Here is a 14280-nt window from a genome sequence, read left to right as displayed (position 1 = left end):
ATAAATATCCTTAAGAACCGTATTTATCATTGACGCATCCATGTTTTCCAGATTCAATGCTTTCAACAAGTATACTTTTCCGAATAACGGCACCTGGGGTAGTTGTTGATATAAATGGCTGATATACGATTGTTCATGACAATTGTGTAACGACAATACATAAACACAAAACGCTTTTGTAGTAAGCGTTTCGTTAATACTATACGGCCAGGCCCATCCACGCGAATCACCCCTGATATACGCCTGGAGATACTCTACCGCACGTTCTATCATTTTATTGTCAGGTTTAAACCCTTGTTTCCCAGCTTCCGCAACCGCCCAAAGCACGTATGCTGTTAAGTACGGCGATTCCATCCCCTGGTTTTTCCAAAACCTAAACCCGCCGGACGGGCTCTGGAACTGAGGCAGTTCATCAAGATAAGACGTTATCACATCCCGCGCGGACAGTTTTTTCAACGGTGCAAGGTCAAATATATCGATAATCCCTGTACCAAATATCAATGGCAATATTTTTGACGTTTTTTGTTCACAGCACCCATACGGGTATTCAAACAAATATTCCATTCCGCCTTTTAGCCCTATCATAGCAGTAGAAGCAAGTGATATATTGATGGAACTCGCATCGTCGAAGATATCCGACGGTACTTTTATGCCTTCCACAACTTTATCAACTGTCGAGCTATACGTTGCCACAGCTTCCACCGGCCGGGGCAATGTTACAGGTACTGTCCATTTCAACCCATCGGTTTCGTTATCCATCACAGCTTTGAATACCAGTTCCGCAGACGTTGTTTTATCCGCTAGAAAATCGTACCTTACTTCTTTAACACCGCCTTTAAGCAAATACACCTGTGTCGTAGGTTCGCTTAACAACTTCAACCCTCTGGCATCCACATTTATCACCGCAGTACCGGGTAACGACGTATTATTATGGCATAACACGCCCGCAGTAAATTTGTCGCCCAGCCTCGCGAACCTTGGCAAACTGGGTTTTAACAACAACGGTTTAGTTACTACGAACCGTTTTTCACCGCTGCCAAAACTCGCGTCTTTAGTCTGTACTACCGCCATAACCCGGAATGTGGTAAGGTTATCTGCAAGCGTAAACGTTACCTCTGCATACCCGCTATTATCGGTTTTCAGTACGGGATTCCAGTATACCGTAGGTACAAACTTTGCGCGTACATCGATCGTAGAAAAAATCCCTCCACCGCCACCGCGGTTCTCGCCTTTTTCCCCGTAATTACACTGGCCAACTATATGCAACCGTGTTTCTGAAGTCTCTACCGAAAGCGGGCGCGGGCCGTAGAAGTACGGGAACGAGTTCGGTGTCTGGTAATTAATAAGGTTCAGTATCCCGAGGTCAACAACTGCCAACGTTACCTCTGATGGTACTCCTTTGCCTTCGGAATTAACAACCTTAATCTTTACTTTCACCCTCTGCCCGGGACGATACTCGGTCTTATCCGTATTGACTCTTACATCCAAACTTTTATCTCCCGGGTCTACCGGCAAGTGTGTATACCCGATTTTAAATGAGGGCTGGCCAAGATCGTTGCCCGATTCTGAAAACTTTTTTTCTGCTACCCGTCCTTTATACAGCATTACACAAACGTAAATGTTTGGCAGATGGTTTTTGGTTATAGGGATTTCTATAGTATCCGCGCTGCCTACTATATTAGCCCTCCACTGGCTGATAATACCTTCCCGCTCTATCGTTACCACTGCGGAAGCGGTTTCATACGGCGATTTCACAAGGATTTTAGCAGTATCGCCGGGTTTATACTTAATTTTGTCGCAGATAAGGTCTATACGGTCATCATCGCTGCGTTGCCATCCGCAATAATCTTTACCTGTCACATAAAAGTATTGCGTAGACTTTATATTATTCCCCCGCGAATCACGGCTTTCAACTGATAAAACGTAATACCCCGCTTTCCCCGGCGGGTATATCCATTGATACGGCGTTAACGTACTGGTAACATTAAAACTGCTCACTACAGTTTCCATTTTTTCGGTTTGCCATTCCAGCCTGCCGTTAACCCCTGCTTTCCTCACGGAAAGCCATTCTATTTGTTTTAAACACCCCGAAACTTGTTTTCCCGTAACCATTTTCCCATCCGGTATTACGGTAATAATATTTACCTCAATATCTTTCCCTTTCTCAATAAATGTTGTAACAGGTTTTATACCGATATAATATTCTCCGTTATGCACCACCACGCTTTTTCGCCCAGCCAGACGTTGACGGTCCGGTGCTGTTACCACACCTTCGGCTATAAAGTCATAGACCCCAGGATTCCGTGTGTTCAGTTCACATGAAAAACTGTAATTCCCGTCATTATCCAACTTATCTTTACCCGACTTAATAACCCCGGGCGAAGAAATATATTGTTCGTCGTTATCCCAATAATTTCTGCCAAACGCATAGCCCGGCCAACCATCGGGTGTAAAATATCCGCGGTCCAGCCGCGCGGTGTATTCGAGTTCAGCGCCGGACATCGGTGCACCAAAAAGGTACCGGCTATCAACTTTAATAGTTGCTGTATCGCCGATAACATACTCTTTTTCATCTGTGTTCACGCTGACTTCAAAAGTTGCGGGTTTATATTCTTCCACACGAAACTCAGATGAAAAACGCAGCAACCGGTCGCCATGGTCGTTATACGAATACCCTTCGTCGTCATAACCGTTATTATTCGCTGAACTTGTCTCCGTTGAAATTCTTGAGTCCAAAAGGGAAATAGAATAAAATCCTGTCGGTGCAGCTTGTGCGATATTGTACGTATAATCAAACGCACCAAAATCTGATAATGTTATTGTTGTACGTACAACTTCTGCTGACCGCGAATCTTTGATAAACAAATTGTAGTTCACAATTCTTGGAATTTCCCATTTGCCAACCCGGTTCTCGCGGACTATGCCTTTAAGATACATTTTTTCGCCGGGACGGTATATCCCGCGTTCCGTAAACAAATGCCCGGTATACCGCGGATATTCAGTCGACGTGTTATACGGCAGGTTAAACTGGTACGGATAAATACCGGTACCCCATTCAGAATTACTGAACGCTACGTCGTATCCTTTCCTGGCAATAATCCATAGTTTGGGTGTCTCCCAGCGCTGGTCAGGTATAATTTTTAACTCTTCCCACCCGGGCGTTTTAGCAAAACCGTTTTCATCAGTTTTTCCTGTCCAAAGTGTTACATTGTTGTTATTCCGAAGTTCAACAATACAGTCAATAACCGGATTTGCGGTTTTTAGGTATGATACATATATCAGATTCCCGTCAGGTGAAAATTTGCCGGTAATGCCCATAGAGGTTACCTGAAGCAAAGCATGACGGTACTTACCATTCCCCGGCAGTTCAGGGCATTGTGCCTGTAACAGTACAATCCCGTATTTAGAACCGCCCAATACTTCGTTTAACTCCAGTGGCAACAGCGTCGTTTCATTTTTCTTAATTTTGGGTTCCCATATTCTGTCTACCTGATATCCGAAGGGAGGAGTTATTGATACCGAGGTAAATTCAAGCTGCTGCATGGCAATCGGTACGATATCGTTATAGTCAATTAACACTTTCTGCAACTTTATCTGGTTGATATTCAACAATTTTACAGGATATCTTGGCGGCGATAAGTAACTTTCTATTACTCCCATACCCATCGACATATTAATATACGGCGTAAAATCTTTTGCAACGAACGATGTTTCAATATCATTTCCCAACTGTTGCCCGAATATGTCCTTAAGCTCACCGCGGGTTTTCACGTAATAAGTTGTTCCCGGGTTTAAATAAAAATAAAAATTGCCGGAACATGTATCATCCTGGTAATTCTTGCCAAAGTATGAGTATTGATTATGATCTGGTAACTGTACATCAGGATATATTGTTGTAGCACGTATGAAATCGTTGTATCGCACAGGATTACTGAAAACAAAGTAGATACCCGACTGCGGGTCTACTGCCGTGTAGGGTGCAGGGCCGATAAAATTGAACCTATGATATGCTTCAAAACGCAGGTCACGACTGGCAACACTTCCCAACCCCCCTTCCTCTCCGGGCAATCCTGTATTCAACACTACTGAATATACACCATCCTGTTTTAACTTTTTTTCAGGAATTAGTACCAGCATTTTTGTAAGGTTCTGATGTTCTATATCATAATATTCGTTATACTCGTGCTGTACATTATCAATAGTATCCTGTGCTACTGCTTTGCGTATATAACAGTTTACTTCTTGCTCCTTCTGTCCTTCACGCATACAGGTTTCATACAACTTAATAAACGGCCGTGCTTTGACAGGATCCATTGGTTGGTTAAATACCAAAAATATTTTGGTATCCAATCTTACCCACTTTTGATTATGCCGGGGATATGATTGTACCAGGTCCGGCCGTAATGTGTTGAATGTCCACATAAACGGTTGTTCCAACACATCACCGGATATTTCCGATTTTATACCTTTGGGTATAACCACTTTAAACTCAGTAGCTAATGGCAATTTGGTTTTTATCGTACACGTCAACGTAGTGGTGTTTACCCATCGGTACTGTCCTTCAACCGGCGGATTTATTATCATCGGGCCGGTACCGTTACCTTCCGGCAATTTCCCTAACGCTACCATAGGTGTGTTAAAAGATACACTAATGGTATCAACATCAGCCATGGTATCACTCTCTGGCGTCCAGGTTAACACCTGTAGTTCCGCGAAAACCGGTACGGATAAAAATATAGATAATAATATTACAGATAAATATGTATATTTTGCTAACACCCTTGTTTTCGCCATTTTTCCCTCCATTAGTTCCTTATAATTATTTAGACAATCCATACACCCAAAATTACGCATAAATATTCATACTATTGTTAACGACATGTATACAACAAGAACAGTACGGCCAGACTAAGGATATTTTACTAAATGTTTGTGGGAAGTCAAAACAGGAATTGAGTAACATATTAATTAGACAAAATATTTGTTATAATAATTTCATGTTCATCCTTAAACAAATGATATGCATTGCTTGTATGCTGTTAATTCCTCTTTCTGCTTCTGCACAAGAGATCCCTGAAGTAAATATTACTACCCCATGCCTTACTAACACAAAGTTTTATCAAGAGATAGTATGTGATGGTTTATTTCCAAGAAATTTAGGCGGCAAAACTTTTTCCCGCACGTTTTCGATACCGTTTGAAACAGTGTGGCAAAAAACAATTCAATGTTTCTCTGAATATAGCAAGGATCTTGAATTGTTAAAAAATGAAAGGTTAATTATTACCAGAAACTTAAATATACAACAAAACAGATTAGCACAACTATATTCTACTTATAGCGGTGGAAGGTCATATACGGAGAAAGACAGAGCTGATTATTTTGTTGGTAATGGACCACTCAATTTTTTTGTCTATACTAAACTCACATCGATTGATGAACATAACACAACAATAACTATGGGCAGTACGTTTGAAAACTCGTATGACGAAATGTTTTCTGTTAATTATGGAACGTACTCTACTCTTAAAAGAACTAATAAACAAGAATGGGAGATTAAAGCATCACAAAAAGGCGAAATTGAAAACGAGTTGCTTGATTGTATAGAAAACAAGTTATTACTTACAGACAAGTCAACCGGAACAATTCAAGGGATTGTAAGAGACAAAGATACTGGGCTTCCAATAAACGGTGCTGTTGTTGAAGTATTCACAGATAATGTTTTGAAGTATGTATCAACAACAGATCATCAAGGTAACTTTTTTACCAATATAAAAACTGGGAAGTATCTGATTTTTGTTTCTTTTATTGGATATATATCTGAACTCACAAAAAATGTTGATATCTCCGAGAATCAAACCAAAAGTTTAACTATTCAGCTAGAACATGGTGACTCTTCGCTCGTGGGATACTGGAAGTTTGAAGAAGGAAACGGGGATATTGCTTTTGATTATTCAGGATATAGAAATCATGGAATTATCTATGGAAACCCAAAATGGGTTACCACAGTGAGAAGAGCAAATACAGCATTGTATTTCGATGGTATAGACGATTATATTGAAATCCCCGCAAGCCAAAGCCTAATGTACCCCGGAACTGGAGGTTGGACTATTGATTGCCGGATAAAATGCGATACCGATAAATATCCTGCTGACACCTGTATTCTGTCTCAGTTATCCATCGGATATTCAGCATGTGATCCTTATAATTTTCGTATCAACGACGACTCGTTGTGTTTCAGGATAGATAATAATACAGGACAAACAATAAATTTAGAAACTAATAGTAAAATTGACAAAAACTGGCACCGGCTAACTGGTATTTATGACAATAACACATCCTCTACAAGTGTTCAATTGTATCTTGACTATAAATTATCCGCATCGGAGCTCACAAACGTTTCGATGGGTTCACGCATGGACGCTGTCTTCATCGGCGGCACTGCACCTGTAGATTTAAATGATAATAATGTTAGGAGTCATGTTGATATTGTTTTGAACAATTTTAAAGGTTTAATTGATGAGGCACAGATATATAACCGAGTAATTATACCTGAACGAAAAGCAAGAGTTACTACAAAGTAGGAGGTAAAGGGTTTACTTCTATGAAGTATTTAGTATAATAACACCTTACTAAAAAAATAGTTAAAACCATTGAAAGGGGATTTTTATTAATTTTTATGTCAAACGTATTACCTAAAAACGTACCGTTTTCGAAGGACGCGGAGTATTTTCTTAAGAACGAGACACAGTTTCGCCTGGGAAACTTAATGACGGAACGCTCGCATCCAATCACGCGTAATTTAAGCAAGGTTGCAGAAAAAAATACTAAGAAAGCACTGGAACAACTTAACCTCGTGGATTATCAGATCCCACCGGTATTCCAGCGTATGGCATACGAAAGCAAGCTTGACCTCGCAATTGATAAAGTAGAAGCCGCGTTGTTGAGAGGCAACAAAATCTTTTTTACCGGCTGCGGCGCTACGGGACGGTTAAGTATCCAGATGGAAGCCACCTGGCGCGGGTTCTGGCAGAACCTCACGGAGAAACATCCGGAGATCAAAAATAAGCTTAACTCCAGCGAGTTACCTAAAGACTTGGATACCCGCGTATTTAGTGTAATGGCTGGCGGCGATTTTGCGTTAATCAAATCAGTAGAAGGTTATGAAGATCAAACCGCATTCGGGAAAAAACAAATCCGTGACCTAGGATTAGGTAAAGGCGATGTTGTGTTTTCTATCACAGAAGGCGGTGAAACCTCGCATGTGATAGGTACCGCATGGGCTGGTGTGGAAGACGGCGCTGACGTTTTTTTTGTGTACAACAATCCTGACGCAATTTTGTGTGATAAAGTTATCCGGAGCCGAGAAGTTATCACTGACCCGAGAATTACAAAGATTAACCTCACCACAGGCTCACAGGCAATCACGGGTTCTACCCGCATGCAGGCAACCAGCAGTGAAACTCTGGTGGTATCCTCAATTATGGAAGTTGCGTTATACAGAATACTCTCAAAAACGTTATCAATGAAAGAATTGAAAACTATAGGATTAGACCCTGAGTACTGCGATATCCGTCATATGTCAGATTTGTCTTATGAAATCCCGGCAACAGTACGCACTGCGATCTCTGACTTCAGCAAAATTGTTGAGCTGGAAAGTGAAATTTACCGTACCGGCGGAAATTTTTATGCTATGGACGACCCTAATCCGGAGAAAGGGTATACGTTATACATAGCCGGAGATAAATCAAGTTTGATCGTACTGACTGACACCACGGAACGGTCACCAACATTTTATAACCCGCCCTTCCGGCCGATAGATAAACCGGAAGCCAAAGCTTCGGCAGTATACATGGTCCTCGACGCTAAGGATAATAACAGTGCATGGGAATCTTTATTGAAACACCCTATCCGCGGGATTAACTGGTCACAGGAAACCTACCGCCAGTTATTAGGCGATGAAACATTCCAGCGTATAAAAAATGACCTCCCGAAGATCGCGAATGAAGATATTCTGAAGTTTGTTATTTCCGGAGAGCAAGCACTTAAATTCCGTCCTACCGGCGCGGGTAATCTTGTTGTCGCGGTCTGTTACGGCGATGAGGTTGATACTTTGACTGACAAAAACTCATTTGTCCGCCGTACATTGGACTCCGCACGGGAAAAAGGCGGGAAGACGGCTATCGTTATAGTAACCCACAGAAAAGTTGATAAGTCAGCATTACCGAAGACAGATATACAGGTCATCGTAAAAAATGTCAGGATGTCAGCACTGTACACTACACAGGCAATAGTGTTGAAGATGCTGTTGAACTCATTATCTACGCTTGTGATGGTACGGTTAGGACGCGTTATGGGCAACTACATGACCTATGTATCGCCGAGTAATAAAAAACTTATTGACCGTGCAACACGGTTAGTTGTAGGCTTACTTGGTGTACCGTATGACATGGCAAACCATTATATCCACGATATACTCAAGAGTACGGAAGAAGCGCGTAAAGCAGGGAAAGGCCTTCCCGCACCGGTAAATATTGCGGTAGTACGCATAATGCTGGACGTAGATACCAATAAAGCGATTGAATTACTGGAACAGCATAACGGATTGATTGTCCCTACGCTGAAAGCAAGCGGTGTGGAATGGCACCCACCGAAATAATGTTTTTGTAGTAATAACTTATTATATACGCTTCAACGCACGTGCAGCGATGTCTTTACGGTAATGCATACCGTCAAATGAAATTTTGGATACTGCACTATACGCACGGTTAACAGCTTCTCTAATATCTTTACCCACACCGGTAACGCCTAACACACGCCCGCCGGAGGTAAGGATTTTTCCATCTATCGCAACCGTACCAGCATGGAAGACCGTGACATTAGAATCCTCCGCTGCAGCATCAAGCCCGGTGATAACTTTACCTTTAACATAACTCCCGGGATACCCGCCGGAAGCAAGGACAATACATACCGCTGCTAATTTACTGAACTCAGGTTTTAGTTCATACAATTTTTTTTCTGCGGTAAGTTCAATAATTTCCATAAGGTCATCTTCAAGTGCAGGAAGGGCCACCTGGCATTCAGGATCACCGAACCTGCAGTTAAACTCTATAAGGTACGGGTCGGAATTAACAATCATTAACCCAAAATATATCACCCCGTGGTACACAATATTTTCTTTCTTCAACCCGGTAAGGAAATTATTGAATATCCGTGCCTTAACTTTATCCCACATTTTAATATCTATCACCGGAGCGGGTACGTACGCACCCATCCCGCCGGTATTCGGCCCTTTATCATCGTCATAAACGCGTTTATGATCCTGTGACGGCAGCATCGGGACAAGTGTTTCACCATCACAAAACGCCAGGATAGTCGCTTCCTCTCCATACCACCGTTGTTCTATTAATACCACATCCCCGGCAGAACCAAACTGTTTTTCGGTTACCATCTGCCTTACTGCCGTTGATGCTTGTTCCGGTGTATCACACACGATAACACCTTTCCCTGCAGCAAGGCCATCAGCTTTCACAACCACACCCTTTGAGGTTTTGAACATTTCTGCAATTGCGGCATCACCTTCCGCCACGGTCTTTACCTCTCGGTATGCGGCAGTAGGGATCCCGTGTTTTGTCATAAACATTTTTGAGAACACCTTACTCCCCTCAAACCGTGCAGCTGAAGAGGTTGGCCCGTATATTTTTAACCCCTGGGATTGAAACTTTTCCGTTATCCCCGCTACTAACGGCGCTTCCGGCCCGACGATAGTATAGTCCACCTTTTTTTCTTTAACAAATGAAAGTATACCGTCAATATCTTCCGCTGTTATCTTTGGCATGCAGCCTGCAATTGATGCAATCCCGCCGTTACCGGGTAAACAATATATTTTCCCAACTTCAGGCGACTTCGCGAGTTTCCACACCATTGCGTGTTCACGCCCGCCACTACCGATAACTGCCAAAACCTTTTTTGCCATCAAACTTGTCCTTATTTCAACGGATACTTCCCGGTAAAACATGCAGTGCAGAACGTTTTTTTATCAATCCCCGTAGCTTTAATCATACCTTCGAGTGACAGGAAGTGTAATGAGTCCACTTCAAGGTACCCCTTAATTTTTTCTACAGTATTATTGGCTGCAATAAGCTCTTCTTCTGTTGGAGTATCTATCCCATAAAAACACGGGTGTTTAATCTCGGGACAGCTTATCCTAAGATGAATTTCCTTTGCTCCGGCATCGCGGATCATACGCATAAGTTTCCTGCTTGTCGTCCCACGGACAATTGAGTCATCAACCACAACTATGCGTTTACCACGTATAACTTCTTCAATAGGGTTATACTTAATCTTCGCTCGAAAGTCACGGATTGACTGATGCGGCTGTATAAACGTCCTGCCGATATAATGGTTACGTATCAAGCCAGCTTCAAACGGCAATTTTGCTGTTTGCGCGTACCCCATGGCGGTACTATTCGCGGAGTCGGGTATCGGAACAACAATATCCGCCGGGACATTACTTTCTTTCACTAACTCTTCCCCTAACCGTTTCCGTACTTCATGAACATTCTTCCCAAAAATTGTGCTATCCGGCCGGGAGAAGTATATATATTCAAATATACAAAACGCTGACGGTGTCTTCAACCGTTTTTTAGCATCCGTAAAATACGTGGAGTTCATTCCTTTTTTATTTACGACAAGAATTTCACCGGGGTCAAGTTCACGGAGAAACTTAGCGCCAACCAACCCAAACGTACAAGTTTCTGATGAGAACACTACGGACTCACCGAGTTTACCGATACACAACGGGCGAATACCGTTTGGGTCGCGTACCGCAACGATACTATCTTTTGTGATCAATAGCAACGAATACGCGCCTTTCACCTGCCTGAGTGTCCACGGTAAGTCATGCACTAACGAGTTCGTCCATCCTTTTGTCAAAAGTACAGGGATAACCTCGGTATCCGATGTTGTGAGAAACTCGCAGCCGTATCCCTTTAACTGCTCACGCAATACATCAGAGTTCAGGAGGTTACCGTTATGCGCAATGGCAATATCTCCGACTTCCTTACAATACTTCACAAGTATCGGTTGAGCGTCACGCTGCGGGTCGGATCCTGCGGTAGAGTACCGCGTATGCCCGATTGCGATATTGCCCGGTAAACTATCCAGCGCTTTATCCTTAAATATTTCCGCAACTAAACCCACACCTACCTTACGGTTTAACCGTTTCCCATCGGAAGTTACTATCCCGGCAGACTCCTGCCCGCGATGCTGTAACCCATACAGCCCAAGATACGCGATATGCGCAGCATCACGGTTGTTGTAGATACCAAATATTCCGCACATTTATTCCCACATCCTTTTCTATAAAAATAATATTTTTTTACTGCTTAACCCTGTCTCTTACATACTCAACAATCGAAGTGAACAACGTGAATCCCTGCCCAAACTCATCTTCCTCCGTACCGGTTGCAGGACGGTAAGGATGGTTAATTTTAAATAAATAACGTTCCGGATGCGGCATCATCCCAAGAATGTTACCGTTATAATCCGTAATCCCTGCGATTGACATTATTGACCCGTTAGGGTTATACGGATATATTTCTGTTGGACGCCCAGTATGCGAATACTGGAACACAATCTGACCGTTCTCAACAAGATCCTGTAAAACCTTATCCTCAATCGCAACGAACCGCCCTTCCCCATGCGCTATAGGTAGGTCAATGATATCAGGTACATACTTCAGGAATTTACACCGTGTATTAATACTTTTCTTAAGCTCAACCCACCGGCATTCAAACTTCCCTGATGCGTTATCGGTTAGAGTTGCGGTTTGTTCCGGCGGCTGCCCAAACTTTATCTCACCCGGGAGAAGGCCAAGTTTGACAAGTACCTGAAAACCGTTACAGATACCTACGACAGGCTTCCCGTCATTCGCAAACTGCTTAACCTGAGGCCATAATTTGTACTTAAGTTCATTTGCCAATATTTTCCCGGATGCTACATCATCACCATATGAAAACCCGCCGGGGATAATCAAGACGTCATACTTCGACATTTTCTTACGGCCCGAGATAAACTCGTTGATATGCACTTGTTCAGGTACCGCACCAGCGAGTTTGAACGCTAACACCGCTTCATAATCGCAGTTGGTACCCGCAGTGCGGAGGATTAACACCTTTACTTCATTACTGTTTTTCATATATTTTTCTCCATCAAATATTTTCTATATCCCCAACCCATGTTTCCAAACCGTCATAAGTTCCGTCAACGATTCTTCCATAACAATCTCATTATCCAGCACACTTCTTAACCTCAACACAGGATCGGATATCGTAAAGCCTATACACCCGATTTTTGTACCTTTCATCATACGTTCAAACATTGCTGCGTGGCTGCGTTCAACTTCCACGACAAACCTGGAGTTTGACTCCGAGAATAATATATCGGTATCCATGAGTTTACGTTTATTTGAGTACCGGAACTCAAAAGGCACTTTTTTTAGTTCAATCTCCGCGCCAATACCGTTAGTGAACGCCATCTCCGCAAGAGTAGACCCGAGCCCGCCGTCACTGCAGTCATGGCAGGATAACACAATTTCTTTAGCTATCACCCGGCCTAGCGCATACATATCCTCTCTTGCGCGGTCACCATTAACTTTAGGAACGGAATTACCAATACACCCGTTAATCCTGTAATACACTGACCCGCCATACTCGTCATACGTTGTCCCGAGAAGGTATATCAAACTCCCGCGTTTACGCCAGCCTGACATAACAGTTTTTCGTACATCCGGAACGATACTGATCGCGGAGATAAGCATAGTACCCGGAATTGACCGCGAAACGCCTTTTATATCTACATACTCATTATTAAGACTATCCTTCCCTGAGATAAACGGCGTACCATAAAGTTTCGCGTAATCATAACACGCTAATGCCGCACGGACAACACCCGCCATCTGCTGCGGCTTATTCGGGCTACCCCAACAAAAATTATCGAGTAACGCTGCATGACGGAGATCACCGCCCACAGCAACGATATTACGTAACGCTTCATCAATCGCGCTGGCAGTCATCCAGTAAGGATCAATTTTCCCGTATTGCGGATTAATCCCGCAACTAACCGCAAAACCTTTATACTTCTCCGCCGGTGTATTAAACTGCCCGGAACAACTTACCGGCCAGGAAACACACGCATCACCCGGCCCGCCATGTTTCCCGAGTAACGGCTTAACCACGGTTTGACCTTGTACTTCATGGTCATACTGCCGGATAATCCATTCTTTACTACACACATCATGGTCACCCAAAACTTTTTTTAGTATCCCCGCAACTGCACCGGGAACACCCGCTTTTTTCGCTAAGACACTAGCATTAGGTTCTTTATTAACAACATTAACCCATTTCGCTTGTTTATGAAACCTTGGATACCCGTGATGAAGGAATAGCATCTCAAGTTCCCCAATTTTTTTGTCGTTATAGTACATCTCAAGTTTTTTGGTATCCGTAAACTCACCGAGGACGGTAGCTTCAACATCTTCATTTTTGAATAACTGCAATATTTGTTTTAAACACTTCTTCGGGACGGAAAGAACCATCCGTTCCTGTGCCTCGGATAACCATATCTCCCACGGGAGTAATCCTTCATACTTCAACGGTGCACGGTCAAGGTACACCTTCACCCCGCACTCTTCCCCGAGTTCACCTACTGCCGAAGAAAAACCGCCCGCCCCGCAATCGGTAATCGCGGTGTAAAGATTGAGATCCCGTGCTTGCATCAGGGTATCCAAAACCTTTTTCTCAACAATAGCGTTCCCTATTTGTACAGGACTCAACGGCGTATCTTTATCAAGGCTTAAACTAGAAAATGTCGCACCGTGTATACCATCCCTGCCTGTACGCCCACCTACTGCTACCACAACTTCACCGGGATGCACAGCTTTGAAACACTTATCTTTTGGTATGATACCCACGGTACCGCAGTAAACTAACGGGTTGTATACAAACCCTTCATCAAACACTACCGCGCCATTACCTGTGGGGATACCCATACGGTTACCATAATCCTTAACACCTGACACCACGCCTTTGAATATCCGTTTTGGATGAAGTACGTTCTCCGGTAATTTAGTTGAAGGATAATCCAGCGGGCCAAAACAAAAAACGTCAGTATTCATCACAGGTTTCGCACCTAACCCCACCCCCAGGATATCGCGGATAACACCGCCGATACCTGTCCCTGCACCGCCATAAGGTTCGATTGCAGAAGGATGGTTGTGTGTCT

General features: G+C 43.1%; 7 protein-coding genes. 2 read left to right on the top strand and 5 right to left on the bottom strand.

The annotated features are described in order from the left end of the window. A partial coding sequence (locus WC955_11145; GenBank protein MFA5859604.1) for an MG2 domain-containing protein occupies positions 1 to 4794 on the bottom strand: 4794 nt, incomplete at its 3' end. A gap of 239 nt (positions 4795 to 5033) precedes the next feature. On the opposite strand from WC955_11145, the gene WC955_11140 reads away from it, so the two are divergent. Beyond that, complete coding sequence (locus WC955_11140) at positions 5034 to 6581, top strand: carboxypeptidase regulatory-like domain-containing protein (protein ID MFA5859603.1); 1548 nt, start codon at positions 5034 to 5036, stop codon at positions 6579 to 6581. A 95-nt stretch (positions 6582 to 6676) separates the two neighbouring features. Next, positions 6677 to 8656: a hypothetical protein gene (locus tag WC955_11135; GenBank protein MFA5859602.1), complete on the top strand. Its 1980-nt coding sequence runs from the start codon at positions 6677 to 6679 to the stop codon at positions 8654 to 8656. Between the two features lie 21 nt (positions 8657 to 8677). Here WC955_11135 and purD read toward each other — a convergent pair whose 3' ends face one another. The 4 genes from purD to WC955_11115 form a co-directional block, all read right to left on the bottom strand. Then, on the bottom strand, positions 8678 to 9973 hold the full coding sequence (gene purD / locus WC955_11130; GenBank protein MFA5859601.1) for a phosphoribosylamine--glycine ligase: 1296 nt from the start codon (positions 9971 to 9973) through the stop codon (positions 8678 to 8680). A gap of 11 nt (positions 9974 to 9984) precedes the next feature. Further along, positions 9985 to 11340 carry an amidophosphoribosyltransferase gene (gene purF, locus WC955_11125; GenBank protein MFA5859600.1) on the bottom strand — a complete coding sequence of 452 codons (1356 nt, stop codon included), beginning with the start codon at positions 11338 to 11340 and terminating at the stop codon, positions 9985 to 9987. A gap of 37 nt (positions 11341 to 11377) precedes the next feature. Then, positions 11378 to 12196: a phosphoribosylformylglycinamidine synthase I gene (gene purQ / locus WC955_11120; protein MFA5859599.1), complete on the bottom strand. Its 819-nt coding sequence runs from the start codon at positions 12194 to 12196 to the stop codon at positions 11378 to 11380. Positions 12197 to 12220: 24 nt separating this feature from the next. Next, positions 12221 to 14280: AIR synthase-related protein (locus WC955_11115; GenBank protein MFA5859598.1), on the bottom strand; the 2060-nt coding region annotated here is incomplete at its 5' end.

This window comes from Elusimicrobiota bacterium (genome assembly GCA_041658405.1).
Taxonomy (GTDB): Bacteria; Elusimicrobiota; UBA5214; order JBBAAG01; family JBBAAG01; genus JBBAAG01.
Note: the sequence above shows the minus strand (reverse complement) of the source record. Positions and strands in the feature narration are given on the sequence as shown.

Bases quoted from the DNA above. Each gene is read 5' to 3' on its own strand.
- WC955_11135 (MFA5859602.1), top strand. From the start codon at position 6,677: ATGTCAAACGTATTACCTAAAAACGTACCGTTTTCGAAGGACGCGGAG.
- WC955_11140 (MFA5859603.1), top strand. From the start codon at position 5,034: ATGCTGTTAATTCCTCTTTCTGCTTCTGCACAAGAGATCCCTGAAGTA.
- purF (MFA5859600.1), bottom strand. From the start codon at position 11,340: ATGTGCGGAATATTTGGTATCTACAACAACCGTGATGCTGCGCATATC.
- purD (MFA5859601.1), bottom strand. From the start codon at position 9,973: ATGGCAAAAAAGGTTTTGGCAGTTATCGGTAGTGGCGGGCGTGAACAC.
- purQ (MFA5859599.1), bottom strand. From the start codon at position 12,196: ATGAAAAACAGTAATGAAGTAAAGGTGTTAATCCTCCGCACTGCGGGT.